Source organism: Mycobacterium sp. NBC_00419 (genome assembly GCF_036023875.1).
Taxonomy (GTDB): Bacteria; Actinomycetota; Actinomycetes; order Mycobacteriales; family Mycobacteriaceae; genus Mycobacterium.
The window spans coordinates 2637459-2654981 of sequence record NZ_CP107931.1 but is presented as its reverse complement, the minus strand read 5'-3'; the positions used below and the strand labels follow the sequence as shown (position 1 = coordinate 2654981).

Sequence of the window (17523 nt, the reverse complement as noted above, 5' to 3'; positions counted from 1 at the left end):
GGTCTCACCCTTGGACGGCTTTGGCGAGCGCAATGCAGGTGGTGAGCCAGCCGGGGTCGGCCTGGGGGCCGTCCTGTAGCGCCCACATCGCGTTGTGCACCATCCGGACGACCACCCACGCCCGTGCCCTGTCCTCGTCGAACCCCGCCGCGTCGACCAGCGTGTAGAACCGGCGCCGCACCCCCTCGCGGACGTCCCCGGCCAGCTCGTCCCAGCGGTTCCACAACATCGGGGCGATCTCGTAGTGCGGGTCGCCGTTGACCGGCTTGGGGTCGATTACCAGCCACGGTTCCCGTTGGGCGGCAAGCACATTGGCGTAGTGCAGGTCGGTGTGGATGACGCGCAACGGGGTCTGGTCCGTGCCCAGGTCGGCGCCTAGGGCCAGCGCCTGCTCCACCAGCCGACGGGGGATCGGTGCGCTGCGGGGCAACTCCGCAAGCTCGGTGTTCCAGCGCTCGACGTAGGACGTCAGCGTCCGCAGCGCGGGCATGGCCGGGACGTGGATGCGCCGGTAGAGGCGGGCGACGACGGCACACGCCTCGACATCGGGCACAGCGGTGAGGTCGGTGGGGTGCAGCCGTTCGAGCAACAGCGCGCGCCGGTGCGGATCGGCGCTGAGCAGCCGCACCGCGCCGTCGCCGCCCCAGCGCCGCAGCGCCAGGTGTTCGTGTTCGGATTCGTCGTCGGGGAAGCCGATCTTGAGCACCGCCGCGGCTCCGCTCGGGGTGCGCACGGGCATGACCAGTGAGCAGTAGCCGTGGCTGGCGGGCCCGTCGGCGGTCAGCTGCCACTGGGCGAGCACCTCACGGCTGAGCTTGGGCAACGTGGCGACCCACGCCGCCCACCGGGGACCGCGGCCGGCCATGGTCCGGACGGCGTGGGGCAGCTCGGTCAACGGCTGGTGTCGTCGGGGTGATCGTCAGCAGGGGGCGGCGGCTGACGATTGAGCCAGTCCCTGAGCCGAAACAGCTGGCTGGCCACGATCCCGAGGCCCACCAGCAATAGACCCACGACGATGGCAATGGTCATTTGTTGCGAGCCTACGCATATCCTGGCCCGAGTGTCCGGACGGTCCAGCGACGAGTTGCGCGAGGTGCGAGAGCTGCGCGCCCGCCTCGACGGCCTGACCATCCGCGACGCGGCCCGGCTGGGCCGTCGGCTGAAGTCCCTGCGCGACGTCACCCCGGAGAAGGTCGCGCAGATCGCCGAGCAGGTCGCCGCCGCCGAGGCGCTGATCGCCACCCGAACGGCGGCCGTGCCCGCCATCACCTACCCCGATCTGCCCGTCAGTGAGCGCCGCGACGATCTGGCCAGGGCCATCAGCGAGCACCAGGTCGTGGTCGTCGCGGGGGAGACCGGCTCCGGCAAGACCACCCAGCTGCCCAAGATCTGCCTCGAGTTGGGCCGCGGGATTCGCGGCACCATCGGGCATACCCAGCCGCGCCGGCTGGCCGCCCGGACCGTCGCCCAGCGGATCGCCGACGAACTCGGTACCCCACTGGGTGAGGCGATCGGCTACACCGTGCGATTCACCGACCAGGCCAGTGACCGCACGCTGGTGAAGTTGATGACCGACGGCATCCTGCTCGCCGAGATCCAGCGCGACCGGCGGCTGCTGCGCTACGACACCCTGATCCTCGACGAAGCCCACGAGCGCAGCCTCAACGTCGACTTCCTGCTGGGCTACCTTCGCGAGCTGCTGCCGCGCCGGCCCGACCTGAAGGTGATCGTCACCTCGGCGACCATCGAACCCGAGCGGTTCGCGGCTCACTTCAGCGGTGCGCCGATCGTGGAGGTCTCCGGACGCACCTATCCCGTCGAGATCCGTTACCGCCCTTTGGAAGTCGCCGTCACCGCTGATGACGTCGACGACCCCGACGACCCCGATCACGAGATCGTCCGTACCGAGATGCGGGACCAGACCGAGGCGATCGTCGACGCCATCGCCGAACTGGAAGCCGAACCGCCCGGTGACGTGCTGGTGTTCCTGTCCGGCGAACGCGAGATCCGCGACACCGCAGAAGCGTTGCGGGGCTTGAAGAATACCGAAGTGCTGCCGCTGTACGCGCGGCTGCCGACCGCCGAGCAGCAGCGGGTGTTTCAACCGCATGTCGGCCGGCGGGTAGTGCTGGCAACCAACGTCGCGGAGACGTCACTGACGGTGCCGGGTGTCCGGTATGTGGTGGACCCCGGCACGGCACGAATCTCGCGCTACAGCAGGCGTACCAAGGTGCAGCGCCTTCCGATCGAGCCCATCTCGCAGGCCTCGGCAGCGCAACGCGCCGGGCGCTCCGGCCGCACGGCGCCCGGGGTTTGTATCCGGCTCTATTCGGAGGCCGACTTCGAGGCGCGCCCCCGCTACACCGATCCGGAGATCCTGCGCACCAATCTTGCCGCGGTGATCCTGCAGATGGCCGCCCTGCAACTCGGCGACATCGAGGACTTTCCGTTCCTCGACCCGCCGGACCGGCGCAGCATCCGAGATGGCGTCCAATTGCTGCAGGAGCTAGGGGCTTTCGACCCCGCGGGGAATATCACCGACACCGGGCGCCGCCTCGCACAGCTGCCGGTCGATCCGCGGTTGGGCCGGATGATTCTGCAGGCCGACGCCGAAGGATGCGTGCGGGAAGTCCTGGTGCTCGCCGCGGCGCTGTCGATTCCCGACCCGCGGGAGCGCCCCGCCGACCGGGAGGAGGCCGCCCGGCAGAAACACGCCCGGTTCGCCGACGAGCACTCCGACTTCCTGTCCTACCTCAACCTGTGGCGCTACCTCACCGAACAGCGCAAGGCATTATCGGGCAGCGCATTTCGGCGAATGTGCCGTGAGGAGTTCCTGCACTACCTGCGAATCAGGGAATGGCAGGACCTCACCGGTCAGCTGCGCAGCATCGCCCGCGACATCGGCATCCGTGAGTCCGGCGACCACGAACCGGCCGATCCTGCCCGGGTGCACGCGGCGCTGGTGGCGGGTCTACTGTCGCATGTCGGCCTGCGAGAAGGTGATTCGCGCGACTACACCGGTGCCCGCAATTCGAAGTTCGTGCTGGCACCCGGTTCGGTTCTGACCAAACGGCCGCCCCGTTGGATCGTGGTGGCCGATCTGGTGGAGACCAGCCGGCTCTACGGGCGCATCGCGGCCCGTGTCGATCCCGACATCGTCGAACAGGTCGCGGGAGATCTGCTGCAGCGCACCTACAGTGAGCCGCACTGGGATGCCCAGCGCGGCGCCGCGATGGCCTTCGAGCGGGTGACGCTCTACGGCCTGCCGTTGGTCCCGCGCCGCCGGGTGAGCTACGCCGAGGTCGATCCGGTGGTGTCCCGGGAGCTGTTCATCCACCACGCCCTGGTCGAGGGCGAGTGGCAGACCCGGCACCACTTCTTCCGCGACAACACCGCGCTGCGTGCCGAACTGGCCGAGATCGAGGAGCGCGCCCGCCGACGTGACCTGCTCGTCGGTGAGGAGGAGATCTACGCGTTCTACGACACCCGGATTCCCGCCGAGGCGGTCTCGGTGCGCCACTTCGACGGCTGGTGGAAGAAGCAGCGTCATCGCACCCCGGACCTGCTGACGTTCACCCGCGACGACCTGCTGCGGGTCGATGACGCCGACGCCGACCGGCCCGACACCTGGCAGGCCGGTGACCTGTCGTTGCCGTTGAGCTACCGGTTCGAGCCGGGCGCTGCCGACGACGGTGTGACGGTGCACGTGCCGGTCGAAGTGCTGGCCCGCCTCGGCGGTGCCGAGTTCGGTTGGCAGGTGCCGGCGCTGCGCGAGGAGCTGGTGACCGCGCTGATTCGCTCACTGCCGAAAGACCTGCGGCGCAACTTCGTTCCCGCACCCGACACCGCCAAGGCGCTGCTGTCGGCGATCACCCCCGACGGTGCGCCCCTGCTGGAGACGCTGCAACGCGAATTGCACCGGCGTACCGGGGTTCTCGTGCCGATCAGCGCTTTCGATCTGGACAAGCTACCGGCGCACCTGCGGGTCACCTTCGCGGTCCAGGGTGCCGACGGCACCGAGGTGGCCCGCGGCAAGGACCTCGAGGTCCTCCAGGAGAAACTGGCCGGCTCGGCTCGCCGCGCTGTCGCCCAGACTGTGGGCGCCGACCTGGAACGGGCCGGGTTGCGTGGCTGGCCCGACGATCTCGACGCACTGCCGCGCAGCGTCGAACGCGCTGTCGGCGGGCACCTCGTCAAGGGCTACCCGGGATTCGTCGACGCCGGGACCGCCGTCGACATCCGGGTGTTCGCCACCCAGTCCGAACGTGATCCGGCGATGGCGGCGGGCTTGCGGCGACTGTTGCGGCTGTCGGTTGCCTCCCCGGTGAAGTCGGTGGAGAAGGGATTGGATCCGCGGTCCCGTCTGGTGCTGGCCGCCAACCCCGACGGATCGCTGGCCGCCTTGCTCGACGACTGCGCCGACGCCGCCGTCGACGTGCTGGCCACCACCCCGGTGTGGACGAAGGCCGAGTTCGGTGTGCTGCGTGATCGGGTGGGCACCGCACTGGCCGGAACCACGCGTGAGGTGCTCGGACGCGTTGAGAAGGTGCTGACAGCGCTGCAGGAGGTTCAGGTGGCGCTGCCCGAGCGGCCGGCCGCGTCGACCGCCGACGCGGTGGCCGATATCCGTGCCCAGCTTGCCGGACTGCTGCCCGAGCGCTTCGTCACCGCCACCGGGGCGACCCACCTGGCAGATCTCGCCCGATACCTCACCGCCGTCGTCCGCCGCCTCGAACGGCTGTCGCAGGCACCGGGCGCCGACCGTGACCGAATGGCGCGGGTGCATGCGGTCCGCGACGCGTATACCGAACTGCTGCAAGCACTTTCACCGGCACGCGCAGCCGCGGCCGACGTCCGCGACATCGCCAGGATGATCGAGGAGTTCCGGGTGAGTCTGTGGGCCCAGCAGCTCGGAACCCCCAGGCCGGTCAGCGAACAACGCATCTACCGCGCGATCGACGCCGTCCTCTCCTGACTCGCTGTCCCCCAATCGGTGGACACTACCTGTCCACCGATTGGGGGACAAACGTGCCATCAACTACATCGTTGGTTTGCCCGAGGAGGCAAACGCCCAGGTCAGCGATTCTTGTATCAACAGCGAACGAGCTGAAGATCAACGCAAGGGAGATAGACATGACCACCATCTGGATGAAGCGACTGGCCGCCGGTGCGATGCTGACCGCAGCGCCCGCCCTGTTCGCCCTCGGCGCCGCCGGCGTCAGCAGTGCCGCGACCGGCAGCGTCGACAATGGCGCGAACCTGAGCCAGCCGGCTCACCACTCGACCTTCCCGCACCAGGATTTCGGGTCGGACGCCCCGGGCAGCCGGTCCCATCACCACCACCAGTGGCATCACGCCGAGTGATCGCCACGCCGGCCTGACACAGCAAGAGGGGCACCCATCCGGGGTGCCCCTCTTGTTGTTGTCGTGCGGGTCGGTCAGTGGCCGCCGTGCACCGACGTGTCCACCTGAGGCGCGGTCGCGGACGGCCCGATCTGGTTGACCCACGTGTTGTGGCCCAAATCAGCCTGTGCCGGCGCGGCAATGCTCAGGGCCGCGGCGACGAGTCCGCTGGCGATGGCGCTGGTGACTGCAAACTTCTTCACTTTGTGTTCCTCTTCCTCGATGGCCGGAGGACCTTCTCGTACCGGCCTGATCCTCACAACGTCGCCATGTCAGCCGTTTAGTTCCGCTGGCAGCACTTGATCGGCGGTTGGCAGCAATTGAACGACCGCTGGCCCGAGGTGGTTTGGTGTCGGTGTGGCCGGGGACACTCGGAGGCGAGCGTCTGGCAGAGGGGAACGTGATGGCCAAGTCGGAGACCAAGCCGGTGGACCTCGTGCTGGCCGGTGGCGGCGTCAAAGGCATCGGTTTGGTGGGAGCGGTGGTCAAGCTGATGGAGGCGGGCTACCGCGCGCACCGGGTGGCCGGATCGTCGGCCGGCTCGATCGTCGGCGCGCTGGTGGCCGCCGCCGCCAAGGACGATCAGCTGTCCCCGCAGGAGGTCGGGGACCTCGCGCTGAGCCTGGACTACCGCAAGTTTCGTGATCCCGGCCCGGTGGAACGGCTTCCGCTACTGGGGCCGTCGTGGGCGATCCTGCAGGGCAGCGGCATCTACCAGGGCGACTATGCCCGCACATTCGTCGCCGACCAACTGGCCAACCTCGGTGTGCGAACCTTCGGTGACCTCAAGCTCGACGACGACGAGCTTCCCGAAGAACAGCGCTACCGGCTGGTCGTCACCGCCGCCGACGTGACCACCGGCCAACTGGTCCGGCTGCCGTGGGACTACCGCCGGGTCTATGGCCTGGACCCCGACGAGCAGCTGGTGGCCGACGCGGTGCGGGCGTCGATGTCGATTCCGTTCGTGTTCCGGCCGGTGACCCTGTCCAGCGCAGCCGGGCGCACGTCCACACTGGTCGACGGCGGGCTGCTGTCCAACTACCCGATCGATTCCCTCGACCGGCGTGACGGCAAGAAACCGCGGTGGCCGACGTTCGGCGTCACGCTGCTGCCGAACCTGCCGGAGAACAACCACCAGGTCATCCCCGCGCTGGCACCCCTGCAACTGTTCGGCGGCCCGAGCCTGCTCGAGGACGTCATCACCACCATCCTGGTCGGCCGCGACCAGGCCTATCTCAACCTGCCGCGGGTGAGCGCACGGACCGTCCGCGTCGACTCCACCGGAGTCGGTGTGCTCGACTTCGACATCTCCCGCCGTGAGATCGACGCGCTCTACACCCGTGGCTACGAGGCCGCGACCGACTTCCTGTCCACGTGGGACGAGCGGACCTATCTCACCCGCTTCCGGTGAGGTGATAGACACAGCCGATGGACATCTCATCGGTGGACGAACTGCTGTCGACGACGCGCGCGGTGCGTAAACGGCTCGATCTGAATCGGCCGGTCTCGCGTGAGGTGATCCTGGAGTGTCTGCAGCTGGCGTCGCAGGCGCCGACGGCGACCAACAACCAGGACTGGCGCTGGGTGGTGGTCACCGACCCCGACAAGCGGGCCGCAATCGCGCAGATCTACGCCGACGTCGGCGCAGATTACCTGGCGCACAAGGCGCAGACCACCGATGACCCCCAGACCCGTCGGGTCTACGAGAGCGCGTCGGCGCTGACGTCGATCCTGGCCGATGTGCCCGTGCACGTCATCCCCTGCATCGACAAGCGTTTGGAGGGCGCGCCGCTGATGGCCGCCGCCGCGGCGTGGGGCTCGATCCTGCCTGCGGCCTGGAGCTTCCTGCTCGCACTGCGCTCGCGTGGGCTCGGATCTGTCTGGACCACACTGCATTTGGCCAAGGAGCGTGAGGTCGCCGAGTTACTCGGAATCCCCGACACCGTCACCCAGGTAGCCCTGTTCCCGGTCGCGTACACGATCGGCACCGACTTCAAGCCGGCCACCCGTCCACCGGTGGAGACGATCACGTCGTGGAATACCTGGGGAGAGCACTGATTTAGGCATCCAGCCGATTCCGAAGTAGCTCCAACGTCTCCAAGTCGTCGAGGGCGGCGATCGCGCGGGCAAGGCTGGCGCGGGTGGTGTCGACCTCCTGCAGGCGGCGACCGAGATTGGCGGTGAACACCGCGCCGATGAAGCCGATGAAGGTGAACAACCGATAGCTGTGCCACGCCTCGTCGAAGGTCAGCGCCCGCTCGCCGCCGGCGTTGAACGCCTCGAGGTAGATCCGGACCAGATCCTTGTCGACGGCGCGGCGCTCGGCGGTGTTCAACGACAGCGAGGCGAAGTAGGTGAGGTCTTTGAGGCCCGGCCCTTTCGACGAGACCTGCCAGTCGAAGAAGACGGGCCGGTTGTCGACGAAGCAGATGTTGCCCAGGTGGGTGTCGCCGTGGATCAGCGTGTCCGAGGACGATTCGATGAGGGCGGCGACCTCACGGCGGCGGGTATTGATGAAGGCCGCCTTGGCCAGAAAGCCCTCCGGCACCAGATCGGTGTAGTCGTCGGGGACGGTGCGGATGGTCCGCCAGGTGTAGGGGCCCAGTACCTGAGCCGGTGGCGTCGGCGTGGTGACGAACGAGAGGTCACCGCCGCGCTCCAGTCGCGGTGAGCGATGAAACCGGCTGTGCAACGTCCCGAGTGCCTCGGCGACGGCGGCTGCCTGATCTGTGGTGCAGCCGTCGGCGACGTTGCCGAACTGTGCTCCGCGGGCAGCGAGATCCTCCATCACGATCACCGCCCTGCCACTGCCCGGATCCGATGCGGCACCGAAGATGTGCGGGATGACGTCGCCGAGTTCCGGTCCGATCCGGCGGTAGATATCGGCCTCGTTGCCGGCCAGGTTCATCGCGTTGTTGAACAGTCGCGTGATGGGCTTGACCGGTGCGAGCTTGACGAAAACCGTTTCCGGACAACCGGGTCCACCGCTCAGGCGCAGCCGCAGGTGCAGGGCTGTCCCGTGGTGTTCGTAGACCGGCTCGACGCGGGTCAGGTCGGTCCGGCCGGTGATCCGCCGCACGGCGTCCAGGGTCATGTCGTGCGGGTGACTCGGAAACCCACGCTCCCCGCGCCACGGCAGCAGGGAACCGAGGGCGCTCAGGACGATGCCGGCCGTGGACCTATCGTTTCCGCGGGTCACCCCACGGACTGTGGCAGCCCCGCCGGAATCATGTCAATGGCCAAACGTGTGCCGCACCGCGTCGTCAGACCGGAAGGCCGTTCGCCACCCGGGCGAGGTCGGCGTCGGCTTCCGCGGTGTCCAGAACCATGTCGGCGATCCGCGACCGGTGCTGCTCGGCGGTGCCCAGCAGCGCGGCGTCGGTGGCCGCACGCTTGAAGTACAAGTGCGCCTGGTGTTCCCAGGTGAACCCGATACCGCCGTGCACCTGGATGGTGTCGGCGGCGATCCGGCTGAACGCCGCCGATGCGGTGGCCTGGGCGATGCTCGCCGCCAGTGCCGGGTCGTCGGAGCCGTCGCTGATCGCCCACACCGCGTGGTAGGCGGTGGAGCGGGCGTGCTCGAGGTCGACCAGCATGTCGGCCAGCTTGTGCTTGACCGCCTGGAAGGAACCGATCTGGCGGCCGAACTGCAGGCGCGACTTGGCGTACTCGACGGACAGGTTCAGCAGGTGCTGGGCGGCCCCGACCTGCTCGACCGCCAGCAGCGCGGAACCGACCTGCAGCGCATGGTCGATCACTCGTTGCGCCTCCTGCGGTCCCGCGACCAGCCGGGCGGGCGCGCCGTCGAACTCGACGGTGGCCTGCGGGCGGGTCAGGTCCATGGTGACCAGCGGGGTGCGCGTCACGCCGGCGGCATCGGTGGCGACGGCGTAGAGGCCGAGTCCATCGGATCCGGTTGCGGCGACTAGGATTTCGTCTGCGGCGCCCGCGTCGACCACGCGCTCAACGGTGCCGGTGACGGTGTCGTCGGTGGCTTTCACGCGCACCGCGGCCGGATCGAATGCCCCGGCCTTGTCGGCGACGGCGAACGCGGCGGTCTTGGTGCCCTCGACCAGATCGGCGAGCAGCGCGTCACGCACCGGCCCGGCCGGTGATGCCACCAGGGCCGGGATCGCCAGGAACACAGTGCCGAACAGCGGCCCGCACGCCAGCGTGGCGCCGAACTCCTCGACCGCGACGGCCTGGTCGACCAGCGAGCCGCCGACGCCACCGTCGTCCTCGGGCACCGAGAGCCCGAGCACGCCGAGTTCGGATCCCAGCCGGTGCCACACCGCGGCGTCGAAGGGCACCTCGGATTCCATCAGCTGCCGAACGGTCGACTCGTCGAAGTTGTCCGTGCAGAACTTGCGCACCGCGGTGCGCAGCTGCTGCTGCTCGTCGGTGAACGTGAACTCAGCGTTCTCAGCCACGCGGGATCTCCTTCCACGGCATGCCGGAATCGGCACGCAGGTCACCGGGCAGGCCGAGGACCCGCTCGCCGAGAATGTTGCGCATCACCTCGGAGGTGCCGCCCTCAATGGTGTTCGCGCGGCTGCGCAGGAACCGCTGCTGGATCGGCCCGCGCCAGTCGCCCTCTTTGTTGGCGCCGTGCAGTGCGTAGCTGTGGTACAGAATGCCTTCTGGCCCAAGGAAATCCATGCACCACGAGTAGATCTGCTGGTTCAGCTCGGCGCCGACCATCTTGCCGATCGAGCCCTCCGGACCGGGGCCGCCGGTGGTGGCCGAGGCGCGGGAGCGCTCCGAGGTCAGCCGCTGTGCCTCCGAGCGAAGCCACAGCTGGGTCAGCTTGTCGCGCGACACCGGGGTCTGCAGCTCGGGCCGCGACGCCCACAGCGACACCGCCTCGGCGATGGTGCCGCCGCCGCGCCTGCTGCCGCTGGCACCCAGTGCGCTGCGCTCGTTCATCAGCGTGGTCATCGCCACCCGCCAGCCGTCGCCGATCGCGCCCAGGCGGTGGGTGTCGGGGATACGGGCGTCGGTGATGTAGACCTCGTTGAATTCGGCCTGGCCGGTCAGCTGGCGCAGCGGCCGGGTCTCCACACCGGGGGCGTGCATGTCGAGCACGAAGTACGTCAGCCCCTTGTGCTTGGGAGCGTCCGGGTTGGACCGGGCCAGCAGCAGACCAAAGCGGGCGCGGTGGGCCAGGCTGGTCCACACCTTCTGGCCGTTGATCACCCAGTCGCTACCGTCCTGCACCGCCGAGGTGGCCAGGCCGGCGACGTCGGAGCCGGCGCCGGGCTCGGAGAACAGCTGGCACCAGATGTGTTCGGTGGTGGCCAGCGGGCGCAGCAGTTCCTTCTTGAGGTCGTCGTTCTGGGCGTGCTCGCGCACGGTCGGGGCCGCCATGCCGTAGCCCATCGGGTTCAGGCCCAGCGGCACCGGCCCGCCGGCGCCTTGCAGGATCCGGTCGGAGACGGCCTGCAGCCCGCGGGACAGGCCGAGCCCGCCCTGGCCTTCGGGGAAATGGATCCAGGACAGTCCGGCGTCGTAACACGCGCCGAGGAACTCTGGGATCGGGACCTTCTTGGGGTCGTGGTCGGCCACGACCTGCCGGGCCAGGTCGGCGACCCGGTCGGCATCAGCGACGGTGCTCATGTCGCCACGATAGGGAACCCGATTCTCGGCTTAGTTGGCAGGTGTCAACTAATGCAGTTCGTAGGCGTCGCGGGACAGGCTGAAGTAGTGCCCGGTGGTCGAATCGGTGCAGGTGATACCCGCTTCTTCGCTGGCACAGGTGAGCCCGGCCAACGTGTGTGTGGTGCCGTAGGCGAGGGCCGGCAGCCCGAGGCCGCGGGTGGTGTCGGTGTGACAGGTCAGTGCCGGTGTGGCGCCCTGCTGCAGGGTGATCCGATCGCCCCAGTCGCCGTCGCAGGTCGCCGGTTTCGCGGGTGGGTTCCAGGTGCGCTCGACGATCTCGCAGGCCACCTGCGGGGTGGTGCCGGACAGGGCTGCCATGACGCAGGCGATGTTCCCCGACGGGGACTGGAACTGGTAGAGGTCGTCGGCGTGAGCGACCGCTGCGGGTGCGGCGAGTGCAAGGACCGACGCCACTGCAGCGGCCCATCGAATGCCTGTCATGGTCAGGACGGTATCGGTACCGCGCGCACGTCCAACCCTGAAATGCCCTCGAAGTCGGAGGGATTGCAGGTGTACAGCGGCAGGCCCTGCGCGATCGCAGTGGCCGCGATCAACGCGTCGTACGCGCGGGCTGCCGGCTTGCGTCCGGAGGCCCGCAGCGACGCGGCGACGGCGCCGAATGCGCGCGCTGCCGCGCCGTCGAACGCGACGACGTCGAAATCCGATTCGGCCTGTTGGAGGTGTGCCTGACGGATTGCCCGTTCCTGGTCGGACGTCGTGACGTGTGGGCCCACCGACAGCTCCGCCAACGTGATGGCACTGATGACGGATTCGTCGGGCAGTGTGGAGGGCTCGGTGAGCTGCCCGAGCAGGATGACTGTTGAGGTGTCGAGCATTCCGCGGGTCGGTGTGCCGGCGGCGTCGGTCACAGCGACGGATCCAGGACGGTGTCGATGTCGCGACGCAGCGATGCCGGATCCATCGGCGGCAGGTGTTTGCGTCGCGCGATCAATTCAGCAGGCGCGGGGGAGCGTCGCGGCAGTGGCCGCAACTCCGCCACTGGGCGGCCGTCCCGTGTCACCACGACGAGTTCGCCGTGCTCGACGCGTTCGAGTACCTCGCCACCCTTATTGCGCAGGTCTCGGATGCTCACCGATGCCATGCCAGCCACTGTATCACCGGTGATACACCTATCGACCTCGTAAACTAGAACGTGTTACCGTTTCGCCGCTGTTCTGCCATGTGAGCGGGCCTGCGACAGAGGAGGCTGCATGTCGGTGCACCGGACCAAGGCGCACTCGTTATTGCTGGTCACAGTGGCCTACGTGGTCGCCATCGCGGCGGGTGCGGCCTGGCTGGTGTGGGGGCCCTCGGCCACCGGCAGTCTGCTGCTAGACGCGTTCATCGCCGACGTGCTGGCCACCCTGGTGATCTTCGTCTTCAGCCGGGCCTACAAGAACTCCAGCTTCTACGACGCGTTCTGGAGCGTGATCCCGCCGCTGCTGCTGCTGTATTGGTGGGCGGCCGGGCCCCTCGGATGGGACTCGCTGCGCTGCTGGCTGGTGACCATCGTGGTCGTGTACTGGGCGGTGCGGCTCACCGGCAACTGGGTGTACGGCTTCCCCGGCCTGCACCACGAGGATTGGCGTTACCCGCTGCTGCGCGACAGCGCGGGGCGCGGGGAGTTCCTCGCCGACCTGTTCGGCATCCACCTGGTGCCGACCGCGCAGGTCTTCCTCGGCATGCTGCCGGTCTACGTCGCGGTGACGACTCCCGGCGACGGGCTGGTGTGGCTGAGCTGGGTCGCGCTGGTCGTCGGCATCGCCGCGGTGACACTCGAACTGGTCGCCGACACCCAGATGCATCGCTTCGTAGCCGCCAAACAGCCTGGGGCAGTGATGGATCAGGGACTGTGGGCGTGGTCGCGCCATCCCAACTATCTGGGCGAGCTGGGCTTCTGGGTGTCAATGGCGCTGTTCGGCCTCGCTGCCTCGCCGTCCGACTGGTGGTGGTTGTTCGTGGGTGTGGCGGCGATGCTCGCCATGTTCCTCGGTGCGAGCATCCCGTTGATGGAAAAGCGCAGCCTCGAGCGCCGCCCGCACTACCAGGCCGTCATCGACACGGTGCCCAAGCTGATTCCGCGCCCACCACGCAAGGCCGTCGCGTGAGCCGGCCGCGGGTCGTCATCGCCGGACTGGGCGACAGCGGGGTGCTCACCGCGATCAAGCTGTCCCGGCACGCCGACATCGTCGGGATCTCGGTCAAACCCGGCCTGGTCAGCGGCCAGGAGCTTGGCCTGCGCGTGGCCCGGCCCAAGGACTGGGCCCGCGACAACTGGATCCCGTTCGACAAGTTCCGCGGCCTGGACCGGGTGCGGACCGTGCAGGCCACCCTGACCGGGGTCGACTTCGAACACCGCGTGGTCCACGCCCTGACCCCCGACGGCTCCCCGGTCGAGGAGCCCTACGACGTGCTGGTGATCTCCACCGGGGTGAGCAACGGGTTCTGGCGCAAACCGACCGTGCAGACCTCCGAGGAGATCGCCGCAGACCTCAGGGCCACCAACGAGAAGCTGGCCGCGGCGCGCTCGGTGATCGTCATCGGCGGCGGGGCGGCGGCGGTCAGCACCGCGGCCAACCTGGCCATCACCTGGCCCGACAAGAAGGTCGACCTGTACTACCCGCATGAGCGCCCGCTGGTCGAGCACCACCCGCGGACGTGGGAACAGTTGCAGGACAAGCTGATCAAGCTTCGCGTGGGCTTGCACCCCGGCCACCGGGCCGTGATCCCCGAGGGCTTCGAGTGCAACGAGATCACCGACGCGCCGGTGCAGTGGAGCACCGGGCAGGCCGATGTGTCGGCCGACGCGGTGATCTGGGCGATCGGCAAGGTGCGGCCCAATACTTCCTGGCTGCCTCCGGAGTTGCTCGACGACGACGGTTTCATCAAGGTCACCCCGCAGCTGCGGGTGTGCGGTCACGAGCGGGTGTTCGCCATCGGCGACGTCGCGGCGACCGACCCGCTGCGGGCCTCGGCGCGGGCTCGGGCCGACGGGATGCTGGCGCACAACATCCGCGCCGAGCTCGAGGGCGGCACGCTCAAGACCTACCGAGCGCCCCGGCGGCGCTGGGGATCGGTGGTCGGCATCCAGCCCGACGGACTGGAAGTGTTCGCCCCCAATGGACGTAAGTTCCGGTTCCCGGCCTGGTCGATCGACCGGCTACTGATGCCGCTGATCGTGCGCCGCGGCATCTACGGCGGAGTGCGCCAGAATCGGCCGCCTCTGTAAGGCGAGGCCCAAATGCGTTCGAGGGCAAGACCATCTCGGCCGAACTGACAGCCCGGCGAATGACGGTACGCTTTCGCTGTGGCGAAGTTCGGTCGGAATTCGGCGCGTCAGCGTCTGCGCAGGGCGACGCGCCAGGCGCTGTCCGTGCCGGCGTTCGACACCCCCGCCGACTGCACACCGTGGGTGATCGGCGGCTTGTGGCCCGCGGAGTTGGAGACCGTCACCGCGCACACCGCGATGGTCGCCGAGTATCTGAAGAACGACTTGCAGCGGATCGCGACCTCCGCCAATGAACGCCTTCGGGCCCTGCAGTTCGCCGGCTACGCCGACGACGTGCGGCGGGCCGAGGAGGCCCGGATCATCAACGTAGCGCGTGCCTTCGCGGTCCTGCGGGTGGAGTCTACAGTTCGCCAATTGCATAATGAGTCAATGGTTTTCGCGGCCGAGTACGCGAGCCTGACCGCCGCCCCTGAGCCGCCGCAGCCGCCCGTGCCCACCTTCGACGCGACGGAGTTGATCGACTTTAGCGACGATGCCGTCGTCGCCGAGGAACCCGACGCGGACGTCGATCCCGAACCCGCACCGCCGCCACCGGCGCCGGTCGCCCAGGTCGTCGAGTCCGAAGACGACGACCACCGGCTCGCCCGACTGCTCGAGTTCGTCGCCCGCCAGGAGCCGGGGCTGCGCTGGGCGGTCGGGGACCGCGCCGACGGCACCACCATCGTGGTTACCGATCTCGCCCACGGCTGGATCCCCGCCGGGGTCAGCCTGCCCGACGGCGTCGAGCTACTGGCTCCGGGCCGGCGCGGCGGTCGGGTCGCCGACCTGCTCGGCGATGTCGTCCGATTGGCCGTGTATCACCCCGGTGATCCGTTCGCCCCGCGCCGCAGCGGCGGTACGGCCGACTCACCCGATGCCCGACGGCTCGCCGCCGTCGACGACCTCGGCTGGAAGCTTGGTGAAGCCACGCACTGGCGGGACGGTTTGCCACGTATCGTGCACACGCTGGCCAAGGCGGGAGCCGCCCGCACGGGTGTGGTCGATGCCGAAGTCGATGTGCTGAGGGTGCACTCCGATACCGCGCGCTACCAGTTACTGGCCCAGTATCCCGAGGTCGACGCGGCGTTGCTGAGCAACTGCTTACTGCTGGCGGCGACCGAGGCAATCGCCACCGGCGACGAGGTGTCGGCCAACTATCACTACGCCTGGTTCGAGGCGCTCAACGCTCCACCGAAGAGCCAATGGCGCGACCAGGCGTGACGGATGGGGCCCACTGAGGTTGCTGGGGCGATTTCCACCGTTGATCGCGAGCCTTCCGCAAAGGTGAATTGACGCAGGTAGTGCCACCCGACATACTTGCCAGATGGCCAGGGATGGCAGTGGTGACGCCCTTAGCGAGCGCGATCTCGTCGATGCGGTACTGCGTGAGCTCAGTGAGGCGGCGGACCGGTGGGAGGCTCTCGTCGCGCAGGCCGAGACGGTCACGTTCAGCGTCGACCTGGGTGATATCCAGGCGGTGGTCAACTCCGACGGCAAACTTGTGGAGCTGACTCTGCACCCGGCTGTCACCACCAACTACACCCACGGTGAGCTCAGCGACCGGCTCAATCTCGCGTTCGCTGCGCTGCGCGAGGAGGCCGAGACCGACAATGCCATCCGCTACGGAGGTGGCCTGAGATGACGTCCGCGAATCCGTCGGCCGGAGCCTTCGTCGAGTTGCTGGCGAGAGGACCGCACCCGTGCCGCTGAATCTGTCCAACAGGGACCAGAACTCCGGTCACCTGTTCTACAACCGGAGGCTGCGCGCCGCCATCACCCGCTTCTCGGTCCGGATGAAGCACGACGATCGCAAACAACAAGCAGCCGTGGTGCTGTCGATCGTGTTCGTCCTGATCGGCTGTGGCTGGATGGCACTGCTCCACTTCATGAAGCCGGCCGGCCTGGTGGGCCAGTCCTCGATCATCGGCAACCGTGACACCGGCGCGCTGTACGCCAAGATCGACGGCAGGCTCTACCCCGCGCAGAACCTGACCTCGGCGCGGCTGGCCACGGGGAACTCGGCCTCGCCGACATGGGTCAACGCCAAGGAGATCAGCAAGTATCCGACCGGGCCGATGATCGGCATTCCCGGTATCCCCGATGATCTGAGCATCGCGGCCAACTCTGTTTCGGCATGGTCGTTGTGCGACACCGCACCGACCCGAGGAAGTGGACAGCCCCCGGTGGTCACCGCGATCGCAGGCGAGCTGTCACCCGGCGACCGCGCCGACGCGATGAAGCCCAACCAGGCGATCCTGGCCACCCACAACGACAACACCTACCTGATCTGGAACGGTCAGCGCACCCAGATCGATCCCGCCGACCGCTCGGTCACGTTCAACCTCGGGCTCGATCCGGGGGCCACTCGGCCGATCCAGGTCTCCAACGCCCTGTTCGACGCGATGCCCGCGACTGAACCGCTGGTGGTGCCTGCGATTCCGGAGGCGGGCACGCCCTCGCGATGGCTGCCGGACTCGGTTGTGGGCCGGGTCCTCGAAACCAAGGACGCCAACGGCGCAGTCAGCGGGTTTTATGTGTTGCTGCCCAACGGAGTTCAGAAGATCACCGGCTTCGTCGCCGATCTGCTCCGAACCGCTGACAGTCAGGGATCGACTACCCCGCAACTGGTTTCACCCGACAAGCTCGTCGACATTCCCGACGTCACTGTCCTCAATGTCGATTTCTATCCCACCGGGAAGCTGAATTTCGTCGACACCGACGCCAACCCGGTGACCTGCGTCGGCTGGCAGAAGCAGACGACCGACCGTCAGGCGGCGGTGACGTTCTTCAGCGGACGCGGCTTGCCGACGCCGCAGGCCATGGATTCCCACATCGTCACGTTGGTGCGCGACAGCCGTGACCCGGATTCGGTTGAGGCCAACAAGACCTTGATGCTGCCGGGTGCGGCGAACTTCGTCGCCTCGACCTCCGGCGTCATCACCTCAGACACCCGCGAGAGCCTCTATTGGGTGTCCCCGCAGGGTGTCCGATTCGGCATCGAATGGGACCAGAGCACGCTGCAGGCACTCGGCCTGGACCCGGGCCGTGCCGTGCAGGCGCCCTGGCCGATCCTGCGGACCTTCGCGCCCGGGCCGGCGATCAACCGGGCCACAGCACTACTGGCCCGCGACACCATCGACGCGGGTGGGGCTGTCGCGCCCGTCGCCGCCAACCAACAGAACTCGGGAGGGTAG

18 protein-coding genes are annotated in these 17523 nt (G+C 68.3%); 9 read left to right on the top strand and 9 right to left on the bottom strand.

Annotated features, from left to right (window positions below; all coding sequences use genetic code 11):
* Positions 1-4: 4 nt before the first annotated feature.
* Together OG976_RS12635 and OG976_RS12630 are read right to left on the bottom strand one after the other, a co-directional pair.
* A complete protein-coding gene (locus OG976_RS12635) occupies positions 5-895 on the bottom strand; it encodes an aminoglycoside phosphotransferase family protein (protein WP_328362630.1) in 891 nt (296 codons plus the stop codon).
* Positions 892-1029, bottom strand: a complete 138-nt coding sequence (locus OG976_RS12630) for a hypothetical protein (protein ID WP_328362627.1) — start codon at positions 1027-1029, stop codon at positions 892-894. The genes OG976_RS12635 and OG976_RS12630 overlap by 4 nt, the downstream gene beginning before the upstream one ends.
* Between OG976_RS12630 and hrpA the strand changes: the two genes are divergently transcribed.
* Positions 1022-4975: an ATP-dependent RNA helicase HrpA gene (gene hrpA / locus OG976_RS12625; RefSeq protein WP_328363498.1), complete on the top strand. Its 3954-nt coding sequence runs from the start codon at positions 1022-1024 to the stop codon at positions 4973-4975. The genes OG976_RS12630 and hrpA overlap by 8 nt on opposite strands.
* Before the next feature lie 158 nt (positions 4976-5133).
* A complete protein-coding gene (locus OG976_RS12620) occupies positions 5134-5364 on the top strand; it encodes a hypothetical protein (RefSeq protein WP_328362624.1) in 231 nt (76 codons plus the stop codon).
* Between the two features lie 74 nt (positions 5365-5438).
* Here OG976_RS12620 and OG976_RS12615 read toward each other — a convergent pair whose 3' ends face one another.
* The gene (locus OG976_RS12615; RefSeq protein ID WP_328362621.1) at positions 5439-5606 is read right to left on the bottom strand and encodes a hypothetical protein; all 168 of its coding nucleotides are present in this window, start codon (positions 5604-5606) and stop codon (positions 5439-5441) included.
* Positions 5607-5806: 200 nt separating this feature from the next.
* Here OG976_RS12615 and OG976_RS12610 point away from each other — a divergent pair, with 200 nt between their 5' ends.
* Together OG976_RS12610 and OG976_RS12605 are read left to right on the top strand one after the other, a co-directional pair.
* Complete coding sequence (locus tag OG976_RS12610) at positions 5807-6814, top strand: patatin-like phospholipase family protein (protein WP_328362618.1); 1008 nt, start codon at positions 5807-5809, stop codon at positions 6812-6814.
* A gap of 17 nt (positions 6815-6831) precedes the next feature.
* Entirely contained in the window at positions 6832-7461 is a 630-nt protein-coding gene (locus OG976_RS12605; protein ID WP_328362615.1) for a nitroreductase family protein, read from the top strand.
* 1 nt (position 7462) lies between these two features.
* Here the strand turns inward: OG976_RS12605 and OG976_RS12600 are convergent, their stop codons facing one another.
* The 6 genes from OG976_RS12600 to OG976_RS12575 all read right to left on the bottom strand — a co-directional run bounded on the left by OG976_RS12600 (position 7463) and on the right by OG976_RS12575 (position 12163).
* Positions 7463-8497, bottom strand: a complete 1035-nt coding sequence (locus tag OG976_RS12600) for a phosphotransferase (protein WP_328362612.1) — start codon at positions 8495-8497, stop codon at positions 7463-7465.
* A 169-nt stretch (positions 8498-8666) separates the two neighbouring features.
* On the bottom strand, positions 8667-9863 hold the full coding sequence (locus OG976_RS12595; RefSeq protein WP_442930531.1) for an acyl-CoA dehydrogenase family protein: 1197 nt from the start codon (positions 9861-9863) through the stop codon (positions 8667-8669).
* Positions 9826-11019 (bottom strand): acyl-CoA dehydrogenase family protein, encoded by a 1194-nt coding sequence (locus OG976_RS12590; RefSeq protein WP_328362607.1) that lies wholly within the window; start codon positions 11017-11019, stop codon positions 9826-9828. The genes OG976_RS12595 and OG976_RS12590 overlap by 38 nt, the downstream gene beginning before the upstream one ends.
* Before the next feature lie 48 nt (positions 11020-11067).
* A complete protein-coding gene (locus OG976_RS12585) occupies positions 11068-11502 on the bottom strand; it encodes a DUF6636 domain-containing protein (protein ID WP_328362604.1) in 435 nt (144 codons plus the stop codon).
* A 2-nt stretch (positions 11503-11504) separates the two neighbouring features.
* Positions 11505-11930, bottom strand: a complete 426-nt coding sequence (locus tag OG976_RS12580) for a type II toxin-antitoxin system VapC family toxin (protein WP_328362601.1) — start codon at positions 11928-11930, stop codon at positions 11505-11507.
* The gene (locus OG976_RS12575) at positions 11927-12163 is read right to left on the bottom strand and encodes a type II toxin-antitoxin system Phd/YefM family antitoxin (protein WP_328362598.1); all 237 of its coding nucleotides are present in this window, start codon (positions 12161-12163) and stop codon (positions 11927-11929) included. The genes OG976_RS12580 and OG976_RS12575 overlap by 4 nt, the downstream gene beginning before the upstream one ends.
* Positions 12164-12272: 109 nt before the next feature.
* Here OG976_RS12575 and OG976_RS12570 point away from each other — a divergent pair, with 109 nt between their 5' ends.
* The 5 genes from OG976_RS12570 (at position 12273) to eccB (ending at position 17523) form a co-directional block, all read left to right on the top strand.
* Complete coding sequence (locus OG976_RS12570; protein ID WP_328362596.1) at positions 12273-13169, top strand: DUF1295 domain-containing protein; 897 nt, start codon at positions 12273-12275, stop codon at positions 13167-13169.
* A complete protein-coding gene (locus OG976_RS12565; RefSeq protein WP_328362594.1) occupies positions 13166-14290 on the top strand; it encodes an NAD(P)/FAD-dependent oxidoreductase in 1125 nt (374 codons plus the stop codon). Before OG976_RS12570 ends, OG976_RS12565 begins: the two co-directional genes overlap by 4 nt.
* A gap of 78 nt (positions 14291-14368) precedes the next feature.
* Entirely contained in the window at positions 14369-15550 is a 1182-nt protein-coding gene (locus OG976_RS12560; RefSeq protein ID WP_328362591.1) for a DUF5631 domain-containing protein, read from the top strand.
* A 103-nt stretch (positions 15551-15653) separates the two neighbouring features.
* The gene (locus tag OG976_RS12555) at positions 15654-15971 is read left to right on the top strand and encodes a DUF2710 family protein (RefSeq protein WP_328362588.1); all 318 of its coding nucleotides are present in this window, start codon (positions 15654-15656) and stop codon (positions 15969-15971) included.
* A gap of 58 nt (positions 15972-16029) precedes the next feature.
* Complete coding sequence (eccB, locus tag OG976_RS12550) at positions 16030-17523, top strand: type VII secretion protein EccB (RefSeq protein ID WP_328362585.1); 1494 nt, start codon at positions 16030-16032, stop codon at positions 17521-17523.